The sequence below is a fragment of the Flavobacterium gillisiae genome (assembly GCF_900107635.1).
In the GTDB taxonomy this organism is placed as follows: Bacteria; Bacteroidota; Bacteroidia; order Flavobacteriales; family Flavobacteriaceae; genus Flavobacterium; species Flavobacterium gillisiae.
The window spans coordinates 211,100-231,207 of the sequence record NZ_FNRD01000002.1; the positions used below are offsets into that span (position 1 = coordinate 211,100).

The window sequence follows — 20,108 nt, forward strand, 5'->3', positions numbered from 1 at the left end:
ACTCATGCAGGTATTTACCTCCGCATTTGTACTGGGGCTATGCATTACTGCTTTTGTACTTATCGACATTAAAGGTTTTAAAGATCGAAAAGCAATTAGTTCTACCGCTATTGCAAAGGTTTTAGGTTTCAACAGTATATCTGCCATAGAATTTCTAGATAATGCTGCTGCAAATAAAATTCTCTCTGAACTAACAGTGCAAAAAGACCTTTTAAACGCTACTATATTTGATGAAAAAGGAGCCGTTTTTGCCTCCTATACGAAAGCAGGTTCCGCCGCTGGTTATCAGTTCCCTATCTCAACACAAGACCAAAAAACTTTCATGTATACAAATGAAAATCTTTTCGTCTATAACAAAATAAAAAAAGACGATAAAACCATCGGATTAGTCGCTATTCGATTTGAGCTTTCAGAATTGAATAAAATAAAAATGGATATTTTGCGTCTGGGGATTGTACTATTAGTCGTAGGAATCGGACTCGCTTTTTTGATCGCAATGATAATCAAAAAATACATTTCGAAACCACTGCTAAACTTGGTGACAACCATACAAACGATAAAAGACACTGCCGATTATAAAATACGAATGGTTGTAGAAGGCAAAGATGAAATTAGCATCCTTTCTACAGGGCTTAACGATATGCTGTCAACTATTGAAAAAAGAGACAACGAAGTGGCTATTTCGAAGGAACAATTGAACAAGCAAAATACCCTTTTACAATCTGTTATACAAAACATGGGTGACGGATTAATTGTGGTTGATGAAAATAGTAAATTTATTATTTGGAATGCTGCCAGCGAAAGAATAATTGGAATGGGGCCAATGGATATTCCACAAGAACGATGGGCCGCAACTTACGGCTTCTTTTTACCTGATACAAAAGTAGTTTTTGACGCTAATGAACTACCGTTAGTAAAAGCCCTACATGGTGAGCAAGTAGATAACGTAGAAATATTTATCCAAAATTATAAAAATCCTGAAGGAATATTTGTGGTTGCTACTGCGAGACCGTTACAACATTCGTCCGGTGAGATAACCGGTGGAGTGCTTGTTATTCACGACATTACGGAACGAAAAGTTTCAGAAAATGAAATACGAAAACTAAATGAAGAACTGGAGCATAAAGTAGCTGAACGTACCGCACAATTAGCCGAAGCAATTGAAACACTCCGTTCAAGTGAAGAAAAATATCGTGAAATAGTGGAAGATGTCAGCGATGTTGTCCACACTTCTAACTACAAAGGTTTTTTCACCTACATCAATCCCGCCTGTAAAAAACTGACTGGATACTCTCAAAATGAAATAATAGGAAAACATCTTATAGATTTTGTTTCTCCAGAGTGGAAAGACCGTGTGACTGAATTCTATTTTAATCAATTTAAAAACAAAATTGACGAAACACTTTTTTCTTTTCCTATCCTTACTAAATCAGGGGAGCAAAAATGGATTGAACAAACTTCCATGCAACTAAGGGAAGGTGATAAAATAACTGGTTATAAATCAATTATGCGCGATATTACGGAGAGGAAAGAGGCTGAACAAAAAATTAAAGAAAGTGAAGGTCAATTGCAAACCATCTTTAATGAGGCGCCAGATGCTTTAATAGTAATAAATGAAGAAGGTAATATTATCAGATGGAACCCAAAAGCCGAACAAATTTTTGGATGGTCATCGATTGAGGTTTTAGGAAAATCAATTGTCGAATTGATCATGCCAGAAAAATACAAAGAAAATATCGCTATTGGTTTTGAAAATTTCCTTAAAACTGGCGAGGCTACTATTATTAATAAAACTATGGAAATTACTGCGTTAAACAAAAAAAATATTGAGTTTGACATTGAATTAACGGTATCTCCTGCCACTGTCTTAGGTAAATATATCTTCATTGCTTTTATTACTGATATCTCATTAAGCAAAAAACTAGAAAATGAAAAAATAGAAGCGGATCGACTAGTGCGTCTCAATGAACTAAAATTAAAATTAATTCTGGAAAATATAGGAGAGGGTATTATCGTCACTGACACACAAAAAAGGATTGTACTATCAAATCACATGGCAAAGGAAATTATCGGGGTAAGTCAAGAAGAAGGAGCCTCGACAACTCTAGATTGGGCTACTAAGTACGATCTATTCTATCCTGATGCAAAAACAGTCTTTCCCGTTCAAAACCTGCCGTTAGAAAAAGCATTGCGAGGAGAGTCATCTGATGAAGTTGAAGTAATAATTGAAGACCAAGAAACGAAACATAAAAAAAGGGTAATCATCAGTGGTCGACCGATAATAGACGAAAACAATTATGTTATAGCCGCTGTGGCAAATATAAAAGACGTCACCCACTATAAAGAACTAGAGAACGCGCTAGAGGAAAGCGTTGAAAAATACCGAAAACTAATTGGCTTTAAAAGTGACAATAAGTAATATTTTACATCATACTATATTAGTTAAATACTAATTAACAATGCACTTTCACTTCAAAATGTTAACTAAAATAAATAGCCGCTAAAGAGCGGCTATTTATTTACTTATTTAATGTACCCTATTTTAATATAGTACGCTGTAGGATTAATTTTAACACCCTCTTTTGGGTAAGGAACAACATTGATGCTAGTGATGTTTTTTTGACTGGGAGATAAGTATTTAATAAACCATTCTTTATTTATTTGATGGTTTTTTCCAGAAATGACTAATTCTTCATCCTTAATGAATTTCTTACCCTCATAAACAGAAACAACAACTTTAGCTTCTCCAGCCCAAATACAGCTTACGCCTTCAGGGCAACGGGAGTCTGAAAGCACCTCTTTTAAAATAAGCTTAGTTCCCTTATTCTTAAGGCATTTTTTTTGAGTGATCTTTACAAAAGTACTGTTTTGTCCCGTTTGAGCAAATAATGAAACACTAAAAACAAGCAATACTGCGATAAGAATATTTTTCATTGGGTTCTATTTAATTAAATCAAATATAGTGTTCTTTAGCTTAGCTTGTCTTTACAAAAAGATTACTAGCTATTTTATTCGAAATAGACAAACTCATATCATCCACTTTTATTCTTACAGACAAATCAAAACTTTCTTTACTTACCACCTCTATTTTAGAGCCCAAGGCGATTCCCTGCTTGTCTAAATATTTCAAAAACTCTGATGAAGTATCTTTAACTCCCACACATATTCCGCTTTTACCCACGGTCAATTCTGAAAGTAATTGTTTGTCAATTTTTAAAATCTGTCCTTCGGCATTTGGGATTGGATCTCCATGGGGGTCTTCAGTAGGGTTTCCTAAAAAATCATCGAGTTTATTAATTAGTTTCTCTGATTTAATGTGTTCCAATTGTTCTGCAATATCATGCACCTCATCCCAGGAAAAATCTAATTTTTCTACTAAGAAGACTTCCCAAAGACGGTGCTTCCTAACAATCATTTTGGCGGCTAACTTGCCTTGCTCTGTTAGAGAAACGCCTCGGTATTTTTTATAATTAACTAAATCTTTTTCGGCTAATTTCTTGAGCATGTCTGTTACTGAAGACGCTTTGGTTTCCATCATTTCGGCAATTGCATTTGTGCTCACTTCGGAATTGGAAACCACCGTGAGATGGTATATGGCTTTAAGATAATTTTCTTCTGAAAAAGTCATGAGATTGTAGATTGATGATTAACTATTTTTGATTGTAGATTTCTGAAAACGGAGAACTGCAAACTATTTTTTAACGATAAACAATGGTATAGAAATCTTGTGTCTTAATTTGTCAACGGTTGTTCCAAAAATTAAATCTTTGAATCCGGTATGACCATGAGTTCCCATAACCAAAACGTCAAAATTCCCTTTATTTACAATTTCTGGTATCACTTTATCTGGCTTACCAAATCCTAATTGAATGCCGACTTTAAATCCTTTTTCGGAGAGAATCACTTTGTATTCTTCCAGTAATTTTTCATCGACTAAGGTTTCATGATCTTCAATGTTTTCACCGTAAACCAAGGCTCCAACAGTTTCTACTACATGTATCAAGGTATAATTAGCTTCTGTCCCTCCTAATTGAAAAGCACTATTCAATGCAATTTCATCGGCAGATGAAAAATCAACAGAAACGGCAATATCCTTTTTCGCATAACTTTCTGATTTAGAAAACTTCAATTTTAGATTGTGTGGCGAATGATTTTGAATTGCGATTTTTGATTTGGTTACAAACGGTTTAAATACAATATAAAGCAACAATGTCAAGAAGCTAAATGCCAATGGAACAACAGTAAGCCATAAAACGATAGGGTTTTCTGAAGATTCTAACCAGCCATTTATTTCGTCCAAAACTAATTTCCCATTTAGAGTCACAATAATCAGCGCTACAATCCATGAGGCTACTTGCGTTGTTCTACCGATATGAAACCCCTTCATTTTAGATTTATCACTTACGAAGTGAATCAATGGAATAATAGCAAAACCCAACTGCAAACTCAAAATTACCTGACTTAAAATCAGTAATTTTCCCGCCACCCCTTCTCCAAAAATGGTAATCACTATGACCGCCGGAACAATGGCAATCAGTCGCGTGATGATTCTACGCACCCAAGGCTGAATTCTTAAATTTAAGTATCCTTCCATGATAATTTGTCCGGCTAAAGTTCCAGTTATCGTCGAACTTTGTCCTGCCGCAATCAAGGCTACCGCAAATAAAATTGGCGCCCATTTAGTCCCTAACAGCGGTGCTAAAAACTTGTGCGCATCTTGGATTTCGGCCACGTTATACATTCCGACTTTATAGAATGTGGCTGCCGCCAAAATTAAAATAGCCGCATTTACGAAAAAAGCTAAATTCAAAGCAATCGTTGAATCGATGAAATTATATTTTAAAGCCTGCTTGATTCCGGCTGTAGTTCTGTCAAATTTTCTGGTTTGCACCAAAGAGGAATGCAGGTATAAATTGTGTGGCATAACGGTTGCTCCAATGATACCAATTGCAATATATAGTGCAGTTTCATTAGGCATAGAAGGAATTAAACCGTAAATCACCTCTCCCATATCAGGTTGTGCAAAAATCATTTCGAAAATAAAAGAAACCCCAATTACCATAACCAGTGCTATAATAAAAGCTTCCATTTTTCGAATCCCTTTGTTGATAAGAAACAATAATAAAAACGTGTCTAGTACCGTAATCATCACTCCTTCGATAAGCGGAATACCAAATAATAGATTTATACCAATCGCCATTCCTAGGACTTCGGCTAGATCACAGGCGGCAATGGCTACCTCAGCCAAAAAGTATAAAATGTAATTGATAAATCGCGAATAGGTTTCCCTTGAAGCCTGAGCTAAATCACGCTGGGTTACAATTCCTAATCGGGCACTTAAACTTTGTAGTAACAAGGCCATAATATTACTCATCAATAAAACCCAAAGCAAGGAATACCCAAACTGGCTTCCCCCTGCAATATCAGTCGCCCAATTTCCCGGATCCATATATCCAACACTGATCAAATAGGCTGGACCAAAAAAGGCTAATATTTTCCTGAAACCTGACTTCTTATTTAGGGTCGAAACGGATTCGTTTACTTCCTCTAATGACTTACCCATAACACAACTGTTTGAGGCAAATATAATTATGTTTTTTTGTTATATCAAATATAATTTTTAGATTTGTCTAAATATTTAATCAAACCACCTCTAAAATATAATTGTGAAAAATCTAATTTTCCTATTTTCTGTTCTAATCAGTGCTAATTCGTTTGCTCAAAACTCGATAAAAGGAACCGTAACTTCTGACGGTATGCCTTTGCAGCTGGCGAATATTGTGTTGAAAAACACTAAAACCTCAACCAGCAGTAAAGCTGATGGCTCGTACCAGTTTAATTCTGTCCCATTAGGGAACTATCAAGTCGTCGCTTCCTATACTGGTTTTAAATCCCAAAGTCAAGACATCACAATTGCAGATTCTACTGAAGTTATTTTGAATTTTAATCTAAGAGAAAACAACACACTCGACGAGGTAGTAATCACCGGAACATTAAAACCAGTAAGTCGTTTAGAAAGCCCCGTTCCCGTAGAGGTTTATAAACCGGTATTTTTTCAGAAAAACCCAACGGCAAATATCTTCGAAGCACTGCAAAATGTTAATGGCGTTAGACCACAGCTAAATTGCAATGTTTGCAACACAGGAGACATCCATATCAATGGCCTTGAAGGGCCTTATACTTTAGTGTTAATAGACGGAATGCCCATTGTTAGCGGACTTTCGACAGTGTATGGCTTATCTGGAATTCCGAACTCTTTGTTAGAGCGTATCGAAATTGTCAAAGGCCCCGCTTCCTCTTTATACGGAAGCGAAGCTGTAGGAGGATTAATTAATATCATTACTAAAAACCCGAAAAACGCCCCCGTTTTTTCAGCAGATGCCTTTTCTACTGATTGGGGCGAAGTGAATCTAGATATCGGTTTTAAAGCTAATGTTGGTAAAGCAGCATCTGTTCTAACCGGAATTAATTATTTTAATTACAGCAACCCAATTGACAACAACAAAGACAACTTCACCGACTTAACGTTACAAGATCGCATTTCGGTTTTCCAAAAATGGAACTTCAACAGAAAGAGCAATAAATTATTTTCTCTTGCGGGACGTTATTTTTATGAAGACCGTTGGGGAGGCGAATTGCAATGGGAGAAAAAATACCGCGGCGGTAACGAAGTATACGGTGAAAGCATTTATACCAAGCGTTGGGAATTACTCGGTGCTTATGAACTTCCTATTGCCGAAAAAATACTGTTTTCGTTTTCTTATACGGATCACGACCAAAACTCCGTTTATGGTAATATCCCCTACCTAGCTAAACAACGCATCGGTTTTGGACAATTAACTTGGGATAAAAAATTAAGCGGTCACGATTTGCTTTTTGGAACTGCCCTTCGTTACCAATATTATGATGACAATACCACTGCTACAGTCGAAGAAGACATTAATTGGATTCCGAGTCTATTTGTACAAGACGAAATTAAGTTGGCTGAAAAACACACCGTTCTTTTAGGAGCGCGCTATGATTACAACAGCAATCACGGCGCTATCTTTACTCCGAGACTAGCCTACAAATGGAAAATTAACGACAACAATGTATTGCGATTTAATACGGGAACTGGTTTTAGAATTGTGAATCTTTTCACCGAGGAACATGCGGCGCTAACGGGTTCTCGCGATGTAATTGTCTTGGAAGAATTAAAACCAGAACGTTCTTATAACGCCAACTTGAACTACTTGAAGAAGATTTACACGAATAACGGAAACTTCATCGGGCTGGAAACTACAGCTTGGTACACTCATTTTACAAATTCTATCATTCCAGATTATGATAGCAATCCAAACCAAATTATTTATAAAAATCTAGATGGCTATGCTGTAACAAAAGGAATCAGTACTAATGTTGATTTGGTTTTCAATAGCGGACTAAAAATGATTTTGGGCGTTACCTATATGGATGTGACCAAAACAGAAAACAACATTAAAACAAGACAACTGCTTACAGAAAAATTCACAGGAACTTGGGCAATATCTTACCGCCTGAATAAAATGTTTTTAGACATTGACTATACCGGAAATCTTTATGGCCCGATGCGATTACCGCTACTTGGTGCATTGGATCCCAGAAAGGAATACTCTCCTACTTGGAGCGTTCAAAACATCCAATTCACATTCAATAAAATCAAGAATTTAGAATTGTATGCCGGAGTTAAAAACTTACTGAATTGGACACCTAATAAAGGAAACCCATTTATTATAGCCAGAGCAAACGACCCTTTTGACAAGAATGTACAATATGATACTAATGGAAATGCTCAAGTAACACCCGACAATCCTTATGGTTTAACCTTTGACCCAGGTTATGTTTATGGTCCCAATCAAGGAATTCGAAGCTTTTTTGGGTTGCGTTATACGTTGAAGTAAGTTTTCTGAAACATATAAGACATTTAAGTTTAATTATATTGGGCGCAGTTTTTAAACACATAGAAACATAGATTCTTTTATTGTGGAGCAAAGCATTTCATTTTTAAAAAAGTATAACATAGCTGTAGATAATAACGTTAAACAAGAAGGATAAATAGCGTTTGACTATGTAGAAAGTAAAACTTATATTTCACTCTCTTTAAAGACAAAACAAATTCTATGACTCTATGTGGTAAAACCTTTTTATAGACAACAGCTTATATGACTTATATGTTAAAATAATAAAACAGTAATGAAAAAAACACTCCTAATATTCTTCTTATTTATGCTAGCGATTCCATCGGGTTTTGCCCAACTAAGAACCTATTCTTTTGAAGAAGTGGAGCAACTATCCTTAGAAAACCCAAAACCCATTGTTGTTTTTGTTCATACCAATTGGTGCAAATACTGCAAGATGATGGAGAACACCACTTTTAAAAATAAAGAGTTAATCAACGAGTTAAATACGAATTTCTACTTCGTTTTATTCGATGCCGAAAGTAAAAATGACATCATATTCAACAAGCACACTTTCAAATTTAAACCAACGGGGCAAAACACCGGAATCCACGAATTAGCGACCGCTTTAGCAACAGTAGAGAATCAGGTAGTGTATCCCACGCTCACTATTCTAGATCCCAATTATTCGATTCTATTTCAGAAACAGTCCTTTTTAAAAGCGAAAGACCTACTTTCTATCCTTGAGAAAATAAAAGAATTCCCTATTTTTGAGAAGAATTCTTCAAAATAGTATGAAACATTTCAATTACATCTTTACGGGCAGCGGTTTAGCCGCTTTAATGACAGTCTATAAAATGGCACAGTCTGGAGCATTTAAGGATAAAACCATTTTGTTATTAGATGAACCCGAGACCAGCGGTCGAACTGGCGAAGCAAATTCGAAAAAAACAAATGATCGTACCTGGTGTTTCTGGAACATCCAAAAAGGGATTTGGGAACCAGCGATTTCAAAAAAATGGGATTCAGCACTATTTGCCAATGCTGATTTTAAACGCGATTTAGATTTGCAACCGTATCAATACAACATGGTTCAAGGACTAGATTTTTATAATCAAGTTTTTGAGTTTATTTTGAATGAAAAAAATATCAATTATGTCAATCAAAAAGTGACTGATATAAATGAATTAGAAAACCATGTTTTTGTAGCCACCGAAACAGACAGCTATACCTGCGATACCGTTTTCAATAGTATTTACAACAAAGCCGAAGTTGAAAACCAAACCAAATACCCCGTATTGCAGCAGCATTTTATAGGGTGGTTTATTAAAAGTAAAGAAGCTGTCTTCAATCCAGACCAAGCTACTTTCATGGATTTTTCGGTGGAGCAAAAAGGCAATACCCGTTTTATGTATGTACTGCCTACCTCAACTACCGAAGCTTTATTAGAATACACTTTATTTTCGCACGATCTTTTGGCAAAAGAAGAGTACGAACAGGAGATTGAAAAATACATTCGAAAACTTGGTATTCACAATTTCGAAATAATCGAAAAAGAACAAGGTAGCATTCCCATGACTTGTTATCCTTTCTGGAAAAAAACAACAAAACGCGTTCTCAATATAGGAACTGCCGGAGGATGGACAAAAGCAAGTACAGGCTATACCTTCAAAAATTCCGACAAGAAATCATCTCAGTTAGTTGCCTTTCTTCAAGAAGAGAAAGATTTACGACAATTTCATACGAAGACCAAGTTTTGGTTTTACGACTTGCTGTTGTTGGATATTTTAGACCGACACAATGAACTAGGAGCAAGTATTTTTTCGTCTATGTTCAAAAGAGGAAATCCAACGTTGATTTTTAAATTCTTAGATGAAGAAACCTCTTATCTTGAAGACCTTCAAGTAATATTAAAATGCCCCAAAACACTTTTTATCAAAGCCTTAGTGAGAAGCATTCGTTATTTGTAACATAGTGATGCTCCCTATAAAATAACTATCAAACAATAACAAAACTTTATAATGCAAATAATGGAGTTCTTTTTAAACTTCGTAACTTTGCACTTTCAAAATTAATATTTAAAATATAACGATATGTATCCACAAGAAATGGTAAACCCAATGCAAGCTGAATTAACAGCGGCAGGTTTTCAAGATTTACATAGTGCAGAAGCAGTTGAAAACGCAATGAAATTAGAAGGTACTACGCTAGTTGTAGTAAACTCTGTTTGTGGTTGTGCTGCTAGAAATGCGCGTCCAGGAGCTAAAATGAGTTTAGAAGGAGCAAAAAAACCAGATCATTTAATTACTGTTTTTGCAGGAGTTGATAAAGATGCGGTTGATGCTGCAAGACAACACATGTTCCCTTTTCCTCCATCATCGCCAGCTATGGCTTTGTTCAAAAACGGAGAATTAGTACATATGTTAGAGCGTCACCACATTGAAGGTCGCCCAGCTGAGTTAATCGCTGAGAACTTACAAGATGCATACAATGAGTATTGCTAATACAATAAACAACACGAAAACGTTCCGATCACTCGGAACGTTTTTTGTTTAAAGTCCTTTTATTTTGAATGATAAGCAAACTCCCATACGATTCACGGTCATAGAAAACGACAGCGAACATCACATTAGCACACATCATAGCAACTATCCCAATTTGATGTTTTTGTTAAAGGATGAGTTGCAGCTGGATTCTTTTGGCGAATGTGGCGGCGTAGGCCGATGTGCAACCTGCCTTGTCACTGTAAAGGGAATCTCAGGCAATTCCTTAATTAAAGAACGAAACGAGCCTGCCACCTTATCAAAATTAGGCTACACAGACGAATCTACACGTCTTTCTTGTCAACTGTTCATCACCAAAGATTTAAACGACGCGGAGATCACCATTCTAGAAATATAATTTCGAGAAAGGAATAACCGCAAATTCGCAAATTATTTCTAAAAGATAGAAGGGCGAGTCGTACAACTAGAATCCACGAACTTCACAAAAATTAATCGGAATAAATTTGTGGAATTTGCAGTATAAAAAAAAATATTTAATTAGTGAATTAGTGGCCACTAAAAACCAAAAAAGCTACACCATTACTGCTGTAGCTTTCTTTATATTTAATGCTTTTAAACTTATCTTTTCTTTACATAATCCAGTTGCTCGTCTTCGTCGATAAACTCTAACTCAGCATCTTTTTCCCAAATTTCCATTTCACACGGTTTACAGTTGAATTTCAATTTGTATTCGTTTTCTCCATGTTTTAGAGTCAACGGCTCTACCACTTTTTCACCCATGGTAGCTCTCTGGAAACGGGCGCATTTCCCTAGTTCGTATTTAACACAATATTTAGTGGTCATTACACGTGCTTTTCCGGGATCCCACTGCAATTCAAATGCTTTTTCAATCTCAGTTACACCATGTCTTTTATAAAAGGCTCTCGCCAGCTTATTCGAAACATTAAAGGTGAAATCTAATTTCTCAGTTGGGTAAGGATGATCCGTTTTTGTGATTTGGAACTCCTCTCTATGGTATTCATTGATTCTAATGTCGATCAACTGCTCTAAAACAGTTCTTCTTACTTCGTTTACTTTTGAAATAGGCAAAAACCAATTGCTAGCAAACTCCACTTCAATGTCATCAACGATAAACGGAGTATTTCCTGTTTTAGAAAGGTTTCTTTTAATATTCGGAATCACCGATTCTTCGCTTTTGGCAGCCTCTTTTTCGGTTTCCAAAGTAGCAACACTCTCGTGTCCGTCTTCGTCAATCGCACGCAATTGAAAACCAGTTGCAGTTTCAGTAAAATGAAGCGTAACGCCAATTTTTCTAACCGCACTATTTTCTTTTTCTACAATTCGGTTAAATTCTGCATCTGAATTTCGATAAATAACTGTTCCTACTGCAATGTTTTTAAAGGTATTTGGCACCACAATATCATTCACAATAATATTAATTTGCACGCCATCAGCCACACCATCTTCATTAATAAAATACAAACCATCACCATTATTTAATAGCTCATGATTCTCAATCACATAACCATTGGCTTTTATTTCGGTGATTGCACCTATCAACTGTCCTTGTGATTTCGGGCTGTCCCAGTTTCCTATTTTCTCTGTACGCTTGTTCACGAAATAATCCGTGTACCCTCTATTAAAACTTCTGTCCATTTCTGGCACAAAATTATAGAACGTCCTTCCCGAAGATGCTTTTTGGAACGAATCATTATTTTCAAGAAAAGAATCTAACTTCTTTCTTAAAAACGAGGTGTTATTTTTTACATAAACGATGTCTTTCAATCGCCCTTCAATTTTAAACGAACAAATTCCAGCTTCAATCAAATTAGGCAATTGATCGCTCAAGTCTAAATCTTTTATCGAAAGTAAATGACTTTCCGTAAGCAAAGTGGTTCCGTTTCCATCCGTCAAATTGTAAGGAAGACGGCAGTTTTGCGCACAAGAACCGCGGTTTGCACTTCGCTCTCCGCCAGCAATACTCATATAGCAATTTCCGCTAAAAGAAACACACAATGCTCCCGAAACGAAAAATTCCAACTCAACATCTGTCTCTGCAGCGATATCTCTAATTTGGTCTAAATTCAATTCTCTCGCCAAAACCACACGTTGCATTCCGGCATCTTTCAAGAATTTCACATGCTTAGGATCGCGGTTATTCGCTTGTGTACTGGCGTGAATCACTATCGGAGGCAAGTCCATTTCCATAATTGCCATGTCTTGCACGATAAGCGCATCCACTTTTATATCATATAATTCGTGAATCAATTTCCTACATGCTTCCAGTTCTTTATCGTACAAAATGGTATTGATAACGACAAAAACCTGAGCCTTAAACAAATGGGCATATTTCACCAATTCGGCAATATCTTCCACAGAATTCGTTGCATTCGTTCGTGCGCCAAACAATGGCGCGCCAATATACACAGCATCTGCACCAGCATTTATAGCAGCAATTCCTTGAACCAAATTTTTTGCAGGCGCAAGAATTTCAACTTTCTTTTTCATATTTTCCTTCTTAATCATTGTTGTTAGGCATCATTTGTAATGAGCATTTTAGCTTTTGGTAAAACCAAAAATTTCAATTTGCTTATTGCGCACGAAGTAAAAGAGATAACGGAATTCCTCTCCCGAAATCAGGCTGCAAAATTATAAAATACTTATTAAAGAATGGCGTTCTGACTGAAATTTAAAACTAGGCCGCGGATTGGTATTTTATTTGGAGCTATTTCCAGCTATTCGCTACAATCTTTTTTCCCGCTAAAAAGCGGATAAAAAAGGATTTTCACTGCTATCTGGGCTAAAAACGGTCTGGGTCAAAATTAGTGTTTTATACAATTATTGGTGTAGTTGGTAAAAATTCACAATTATGATTCTACTTATGAATAACTTTTAGTACGAAAAAGATGTATATATTTGATTGTGCATACAAGTTGGCACTAACATTAAAAAAACGAAACGTAAAAAAATGAAATTAAGTGGTTTAAATAAAATAATATCTGTTTTAATACTATTACTAAATGTCTATTTTTTACCCTTTACTATCATCCAAATTTATACAAGCGGAGGAATAATGGTCTTTGGACTACTTACAACTCCAATAACATTAATAATAAATCTTTTTCTAATTTCTGGATATTTGGTCTTTAATAAAAAATATGAAAATAGTTTATCATTATTAATTCTAAATTCAATTGGGTCAATTTTTGCTTTTCTATTATTTATCTTATTAATAACAACACCAACGATAGATTAATGAAATTTTATTACTTTTTTTGTACTAGCAATATGCTCACAATTATCCCCGCTGTGCGAAGTCTCCCTGAATCGTTCCATATTACTTAAACTAAAGAAATGGATTATGAAAAAACTATTTTTAGCTATTTTAATTTCCTATAGTACTACTTACTCTCAATCTGAAAATCAAACTGATGCAGAAATAAAGGATAAATACGAAGCAATTAACGCTTACTTATTTACATTCGTAAAAGACGCCTCTAAGACAATTGTTGTTGTCAAAGAAAAAATGAGTCCAAACATGGTTTTAGAATTATTTTCAGGAGGGAATGATGTAAAATTCTCTTATTTGAAAATAAAAGATATTGAAAATCCAGAATTAGGAATTCAAACACCGCTTTTCAACTGGAAAGACTATGAAAGCATGAGGATCAAATATCGAGATAGTGTTAATACGGTTAAGTATGGATTATTGAAAAATAAGCGCTGGATGCCGGAGGATTTCACAATGAAAAATATATTTTTTGTAGCTTTTGAAGATGTGATGTTAAAAGAAGAGAAAGGAATTCGATACTTTAAAAATGACACACAATTAATACTTTTATCAGACCCTATTTATTATAAAGATAAAAAACTTTTAGTTTTAGGTATCACTTATAAAAAAAGTACGGATGTTGGTGGTTTTAGTTCACTTGTTGTAGTAATGAGAAAGATTAAAAACAAGTGGGTTGTGATTGACAAAGCTGATCAATATTGGTATAATTAAATACAACCCCGATTGCGCAGATATATCTCAACCGTTAGCGCAGAATTGCATTCTGTGCCCGTTCCAATTAGCAATTAAAAACGTGATTGCCTAAATCTATTTTACCAATAAAGTACTGTTACAGATTCTGTGAATAGCTATCTCAATTCAGTTTGTAGGCACAGAATGCAATTCTGCGCTAACTATAAGTAACGCAAGAGGCTACTATAAAAGGTCTTATCTTTATATTTCCGAATTAAAACAGATCCAAAATAACGACGTCCATATCATTTTCTAATTCAGCGTAATTTCTTGCTGAACTAAAATAATAATCTTCGGGTAAAGCAACTATTTTATCTTTTACTGGATTGAAATGGATATAATCGATTTTTTGTCGAATAAATTTATTGCTAAAAATATGCTCGGCATGATAGCCATTTTGCCAAACCTTAAAATCTTGCTCACTTTTCAAATGTTCACATGCGTTTTTGAAATAGGCTAGCATCCATTCTCTTCGACTCTCGGGCTCTTCGGTAATAATTTGAAGGATCTTTTTTGAAGTAAATCTTTTAAAATCTCGCATAATATCACTCAGTATAAAACCACTTGTTGCTTTGCAAAGCAAATGAATATGACTTGACATAATACAATAAGCATAGATTTCTAAACCCTTATTTTCTTGACAATATTTTAAAGAATTAATGATGTTTTGTTTTTGATTCAATCTTGTAAAAACATCAATCCATCCCACGGTAGTTATCGTAATAAAGTAACATTCTTCGGTTGTAGTTGCTTTGTATTTTGTTGACATTTTTATTTTAAAGATATATAAAAAAGGATTGTTTACTTTATTTAATTGAACAACTTAATTGATTTACTGTATGGGCACAGAATACAATTCTGCGCTAACTGTAACTCATTTACATGACGATCACAAGCAAATCATTAAAGAACTAAGCTTTTAAACTTGCCCGAGTAGATATAGGCAATCGTTAGCGCTAAAATTTTACCCTATCCTAAACACTTTGACACAAAAAAATAATTTTAAAAAGTATATATCTATATTTAGGCTTTATTAAATAACTTGCCGGTCATTACGCATGCGGAATAACGAGAACAAAACAACGACAGTGAAATTTTTGTTGCATAACGACACCAAATAAAAAGGGAATACATACATGAAAATTACAAATACTAAAAAAAGCTGGGGCATCATTTTGTTATTGCTTGCCATCATTGTCCTACTGGCTTTTTATCCGTTGCCAGAACAAGCTCCAATACACTATTACGATAGGGAAAGTGGGGAGTTAAAAACAGAAAAAGTGGCTGCCGAAAAGTGGTTAGTTTGGCTGTATAATAATCCTATAGGCGAAGCAACATTGTGGACGCTGGTGAAAAGAAAGTTGGTTTCGTCTATTTATGGTACTATGATGGATCGTCCTTCATCGACTAAGAAAATACAACGCTTTATTGAAGAATTTGATATCGACATGAACGTCTTTGAAAAACAGGAGTACCACTCATTCAACGATTTCTTTACCCGAAAAATCAACAATATTGCCAGACCGATCGATACGACCGCAACTAGTACAGTGTCTCCGGCCGATGGAAAAATATTGGCTTATGCCGATATCAGCAACAGCGATTTTATCGTAAAAGGCTATCGCTTTGATGTTTCATCATTTTTAAATAATGCCGAACTCGCTAAAAAATACATTGATGGCAGCTTGGTGATCATCCGCCTTGCCCCCGCCGATTACCACCGATACCATTTTCCAGTTAGCGGAAGTGTATCGCCCAACACCAAAATTGACGGTGATTATTATTCAGTAAACCCACTTGCTTTGCGCAAAATGACTGAAATATTCTGTCTCAACAAAAGGGAATACAGCGTCGTTTCAAACCCAGTTTTTGGAGATGTTGTTATGGCCGAAGTAGGCGCAACTATGGTGGGGAGTATGGTACAAACCTATTCTGGAGATGTTGTTAATAAAGGTGACGAGAAAGGATATTTTAAATTTGGAGGATCCACGGTGGTGCTGTTATTCGAAAAAAATAAAATTAATATCGATGCCGATTTATTAAGTAACACTTTAAAAGGTATTGAAACTTCTGCTAAACAAGGCGAAAGAATTGGAGTTTCGATGAATACACCATAATATTCAGGCTTGAGGCGTTGAATTTATTTACCCATTAAATACTTAACAATCTGTGAGGGCATAGATTAAAAATCTGCGCTATCTTTGTAGTTATACATTAGCAAGGGACTTTGATCGTGACGATTCAAAAAAAACGGATTGATAGTAGCAAAACCGCTTTCGACAATTTAAAAAAACAGCATGGACAAATATTTAAGACAATTAATTACAATAGAATTTGACGACAAAAAAGAAGTTTTTAGTGGTTTTCTTATTGATTGGACTGAAGATTGGATCTTAATTAAAAATAATCCTGTCGATTTTATAATTGATGGTTATACGATATTGCGAAACAAAAATGTAAAAGCAATTATTCAAGACAAGGATCATGAATTTACCGAAAGAGTAATTAAACTCAAAGGATTAAAAACAAGTGCCGCCGAAATAATTCCGCTTACAGATATAGCTGCAATTATCTATTTTTTAGCACAAAAATATGAGATTTTCCAAATTGCGACTAAGTCGGATAAAGCAGTTTATCTGGGTAAACTGATAGAAATGGATGAGGAAGAAGTCGTAATCGACTTTTTGGGATCTGAAGGGGAGTTTGAAGGTGAAATGAGTTTTAAGCCAAACAAAATACGAGTAATCGAATTTGATACGGATTATATCAATTCGTTAAAACTAATTGTTGACGAAGAAAAGAAAAAGTAAAACGCCTCCATATTAACAAATAGTAGCTATCACAAAATGCTTTATTGTAGCAAGGACAAAGTTATAAGGGAATAATTGCTAAGTTAAAATTTTTATAAAACACAGACTTGTTTCGCTATTCTTTAGAAAATGTGATATTTTTAGAAAATGAAAAAAAATCTAATACTACTTTGTGTTACCGCAGCGCTTTTATTGTCTTGTAATAATAAAAAAAACAACACTGCAGCAACAGATAAAAACGACACCATTGCAATCGAAAAGCCACTCACAAAAGCAGATTCTATAGTTAATCGCGCCATCGAAGCCCACGGCGGAAAATTGTATAATGATGCCGATTATTCTTTTGAATTTAGAGGTAAAAAATATCGTTTTCAGAACGGCGAAGCTGCTTACACTTACTCTTCTGAAATTCAAAAAGGAGATTCGTTGATTAAAGATGTCATGACTTCTGATAAATTTGAAAGAACTATCAACAGTGAATTACAATCTTTAAGCGCAGCAGATGCAGGAAAATACGGAGAATCATTGAATTCTGTTATTTATTTTGCAACGCTTCCTCACAAACTTCAAGACGCTTCTGTAAATAAAAAGTATGTAGAAGAAACAACTATTAAAGGCAAAAAGTACGATGTAATCGAGGTAACTTTTGGTCAAGATGGTGGCGGAAAAGATTTTGATGACCAATACCAATATTGGATCAATAAAGAAACACACTTAATGGATTACTTCGCATACAATTACCAAGTTAATGATGGCGGTGTTCGTTTTAGAGCTGCATTTAACACCCGAGTAGTTGCTGATGTAACTTTTCAGGATTACATCAATTATGAAGCGCCGGTAAAAACTCCTTTGAAAGATTTACCCGCTTTATACGAACAAGGTAAATTAAAAGAAGCTTCAAAAATACTCACTGAAAATATAGTTTCTAATCGAAAATAGGTGGATTTTAAGCCACTTAGTGTTGCTAATAAAAAAGCAAAACAATTTAATATAGCATGTTGACTTAAAACTTAAGGCTGTTGGCTGATTGTTCTAGAATGAGTTTGTAGTACTAACTACATTTACCCATATCTAGTAACAAATAAATCAACATCAGCATGACTAAATCAACTTTATATCTGTTTTCGAGCCTACTGCTTACTTTTGTAAATTCCTGCAATAAAGAGGACATAACAACCACTGAAACGACTGGTGAATTTGTAGTGAATGTAATTCCTGCTAATTTTTTATCTGCTGGATTAGTGTCGCCAATTACGATAGAATCAAGAACATTATCTGATGGATCGACTGCTGATTGCTATAAAATTGTAGTTAACAGTCTTGCAACTGATCATACTATGGGACCATGGTGTCCTACTAACATTGCTGATGATGCTTCAAAAGGAGGAATCTGGCTCGAAGGCGGTAAAGTATACGATGTAGATGGTGAATTTGTAAAAAACATGGCCACATTTTACAAAGACAATACCTGGATGATGTATGATGCTACAACGGGAGCAATCACTAAAACGAGCACAAAAACCGAGTGTCAAGAAGCCGCAAACCCTAATGTGGGCGATGAGTATAGAAACTACTGTGTAGAATGCTTACCATCCTACGTAGCCGATTTATCGCATACCTATTACATTCCTGTAACACCAAAAAAAGCGAGTTCTCCAATTGCTTTTGGAAACGGCCCTATGTCTAGTGGACCAAGTTCGCGAGGTTTAGCCTTTAACGGAGTAGTGTTTGACGCACCAGCACCTACAAGTATAATTTTGGCTGCCTATACTCTGGCACCGTTTGATGATGCAGGAGGACATATTAATTTGGCTGCGGGTTACCACTATCATGCTGCTACAGGCTTAACTACAAAAATTGCTCAAACTGACAATCATGCTGCGATGATAGGTTATGCTATGGACGGCTACGGAATTTACGAACGCCTAGATACTGAAGGAAAAGAGGCTACTGATCTTGATAGTTCTCGTGGACATACAGATACAACAAGAGGTTATCATTACCATGTTGACGCAGCAGGAAATAACAATTTCATTAATAGTTTACATGGAGAATATGCGTTATAAAATAAGAAAACAATGGTTCTTCATGTTGGTTATGATAATTACCTCATTTGACGGTCATGCGCACCAGCCTGATTTATCTACTGCCGTACTCTCTAAAACAGATACCGGAAAATACATCTTGCAAATCACGACTTCGCTATCAGCGTTTGAAGGCGAAATAGATTATCTGTATTCAAAAGAAGGATATAAAACTCCAGAGGATTTCAAGAAATTAGTTGTTGATCATTTTCATAAAAACGTATTTTTTATAGTCAACGAAAAAGATACTTTAAAATTTGGAAAACCACTAATTATCCTTGGTCACGAATCAAAATTAATCGTAGAAATACTCAATATCCCTAAAAAAATTTTTGCTTTTTATTTTAAGAATACCATGTTTAAAGATATGCCTCACAACCAGATGGCAATGATTATGCTCGTTGATGGGTTCCCGAAGGCACAATATGTTTTAGAAAACACAAATGAGCAAACTGTTCAATTAGAATTAAAAAAAGGAACTTGGATAGCTGTAGAAAAAACCGAATTGATAATTAAAAAATATAGTTTGATTCTTTTCTTCTTACTGCTATTAACGATGCCTTGGTTGTATGTGCGTTTTATAGATAAGAAACATTTAAAAACACAGTAACAAAGTAAACGATTGGTTATTGAAAAACACTGCTGACTTCCCAAAATAGGAATTTCAGCAGTGTTTTTTATTTTAGTGCATATTGGCTTAGCTTATTTCTAGCCCAGATAGCAGCGGCATCCTCTTGCGGTAGCGCTAGCGGACACAAGAGATATAGCGG

Annotated in this window: 17 protein-coding genes; 12 read left to right on the forward strand and 5 right to left on the reverse strand. The window is 35.3% G+C overall.

Translation table 11 applies throughout. The features are described 5' to 3' along the window. The first annotated feature begins 4 nt into the window (after positions 1 to 4). Positions 5 to 2,419 carry a PAS domain S-box protein gene (locus BLV35_RS04415; RefSeq protein ID WP_176980574.1) on the forward strand — a complete coding sequence of 805 codons (2,415 nt, stop codon included), beginning with the start codon at positions 5 to 7 and terminating at the stop codon, positions 2,417 to 2,419. 104 nt (positions 2,420 to 2,523) lie between these two features. Here the strand turns inward: BLV35_RS04415 and BLV35_RS04420 are convergent, their stop codons facing one another. From BLV35_RS04420 to BLV35_RS04430, 3 genes are all read right to left on the reverse strand, one after another. Further along, complete coding sequence (locus BLV35_RS04420) at positions 2,524 to 2,934, reverse strand: hypothetical protein (RefSeq protein ID WP_091085321.1); 411 nt, start codon at positions 2,932 to 2,934, stop codon at positions 2,524 to 2,526. A 40-nt stretch (positions 2,935 to 2,974) separates the two neighbouring features. Next, positions 2,975 to 3,628, reverse strand: coding sequence for a metal-dependent transcriptional regulator (locus BLV35_RS04425; protein ID WP_091085323.1), 654 nt, complete (start codon positions 3,626 to 3,628; stop codon positions 2,975 to 2,977). 63 nt (positions 3,629 to 3,691) lie between these two features. Beyond that, positions 3,692 to 5,563 carry an Nramp family divalent metal transporter gene (locus tag BLV35_RS04430; protein WP_091085324.1) on the reverse strand — a complete coding sequence of 624 codons (1,872 nt, stop codon included), beginning with the start codon at positions 5,561 to 5,563 and terminating at the stop codon, positions 3,692 to 3,694. Between the two features lie 103 nt (positions 5,564 to 5,666). On the opposite strand from BLV35_RS04430, the gene BLV35_RS04435 reads away from it, so the two are divergent. From BLV35_RS04435 to BLV35_RS04455, 5 genes are all read left to right on the forward strand, one after another. Continuing rightward, complete coding sequence (locus BLV35_RS04435; RefSeq protein WP_091085327.1) at positions 5,667 to 7,919, forward strand: TonB-dependent receptor; 2,253 nt, start codon at positions 5,667 to 5,669, stop codon at positions 7,917 to 7,919. Positions 7,920 to 8,211: 292 nt separating this feature from the next. Then, complete coding sequence (locus BLV35_RS04440; protein ID WP_091085330.1) at positions 8,212 to 8,709, forward strand: thioredoxin family protein; 498 nt, start codon at positions 8,212 to 8,214, stop codon at positions 8,707 to 8,709. 1 nt (position 8,710) lies between these two features. Further along, positions 8,711 to 9,886 carry a lycopene cyclase family protein gene (locus tag BLV35_RS04445; protein WP_091085332.1) on the forward strand — a complete coding sequence of 392 codons (1,176 nt, stop codon included), beginning with the start codon at positions 8,711 to 8,713 and terminating at the stop codon, positions 9,884 to 9,886. 123 nt (positions 9,887 to 10,009) lie between these two features. Next, positions 10,010 to 10,420: a BrxA/BrxB family bacilliredoxin gene (locus BLV35_RS04450; protein WP_074720125.1), complete on the forward strand. Its 411-nt coding sequence runs from the start codon at positions 10,010 to 10,012 to the stop codon at positions 10,418 to 10,420. A gap of 64 nt (positions 10,421 to 10,484) precedes the next feature. After that, positions 10,485 to 10,817 carry a 2Fe-2S iron-sulfur cluster-binding family protein gene (locus BLV35_RS04455; protein ID WP_143031833.1) on the forward strand — a complete coding sequence of 111 codons (333 nt, stop codon included), beginning with the start codon at positions 10,485 to 10,487 and terminating at the stop codon, positions 10,815 to 10,817. Positions 10,818 to 11,038: 221 nt separating this feature from the next. On the opposite strand, the gene BLV35_RS04460 is transcribed toward BLV35_RS04455, so the two are convergent. Then, positions 11,039 to 12,928, reverse strand: a complete 1,890-nt coding sequence (locus BLV35_RS04460; RefSeq protein WP_091085801.1) for a peptidase U32 family protein — start codon at positions 12,926 to 12,928, stop codon at positions 11,039 to 11,041. An 853-nt stretch (positions 12,929 to 13,781) separates the two neighbouring features. Between BLV35_RS04460 and BLV35_RS04465 the strand changes: the two genes are divergently transcribed. Further along, positions 13,782 to 14,423, forward strand: coding sequence for a hypothetical protein (locus BLV35_RS04465; RefSeq protein WP_091085337.1), 642 nt, complete (start codon positions 13,782 to 13,784; stop codon positions 14,421 to 14,423). A 235-nt stretch (positions 14,424 to 14,658) separates the two neighbouring features. Here the strand turns inward: BLV35_RS04465 and BLV35_RS04470 are convergent, their stop codons facing one another. Continuing rightward, positions 14,659 to 15,213 (reverse strand): REP-associated tyrosine transposase, encoded by a 555-nt coding sequence (locus BLV35_RS04470; RefSeq protein ID WP_091085340.1) that lies wholly within the window; start codon positions 15,211 to 15,213, stop codon positions 14,659 to 14,661. A 367-nt stretch (positions 15,214 to 15,580) separates the two neighbouring features. Here BLV35_RS04470 and BLV35_RS04475 point away from each other — a divergent pair, with 367 nt between their 5' ends. The 5 genes from BLV35_RS04475 to BLV35_RS04495 all read left to right on the forward strand — a co-directional run bounded on the left by BLV35_RS04475 (position 15,581) and on the right by BLV35_RS04495 (position 19,948). After that, the gene (locus BLV35_RS04475; RefSeq protein ID WP_091085342.1) at positions 15,581 to 16,561 is read left to right on the forward strand and encodes a phosphatidylserine decarboxylase; all 981 of its coding nucleotides are present in this window, start codon (positions 15,581 to 15,583) and stop codon (positions 16,559 to 16,561) included. Between the two features lie 180 nt (positions 16,562 to 16,741). Next, positions 16,742 to 17,254, forward strand: coding sequence for a hypothetical protein (locus BLV35_RS04480; protein WP_091085345.1), 513 nt, complete (start codon positions 16,742 to 16,744; stop codon positions 17,252 to 17,254). Positions 17,255 to 17,401: 147 nt separating this feature from the next. Beyond that, positions 17,402 to 18,193, forward strand: coding sequence for a DUF6503 family protein (locus BLV35_RS04485; RefSeq protein WP_091085348.1), 792 nt, complete (start codon positions 17,402 to 17,404; stop codon positions 18,191 to 18,193). 158 nt (positions 18,194 to 18,351) lie between these two features. Continuing rightward, positions 18,352 to 19,320 carry a YHYH protein gene (locus tag BLV35_RS04490; RefSeq protein WP_091085350.1) on the forward strand — a complete coding sequence of 323 codons (969 nt, stop codon included), beginning with the start codon at positions 18,352 to 18,354 and terminating at the stop codon, positions 19,318 to 19,320. Continuing rightward, entirely contained in the window at positions 19,310 to 19,948 is a 639-nt protein-coding gene (locus BLV35_RS04495; protein ID WP_091085352.1) for a hypothetical protein, read from the forward strand. Before BLV35_RS04490 ends, BLV35_RS04495 begins: the two co-directional genes overlap by 11 nt. The last annotated feature ends 160 nt before the right edge of the window (positions 19,949 to 20,108 follow it).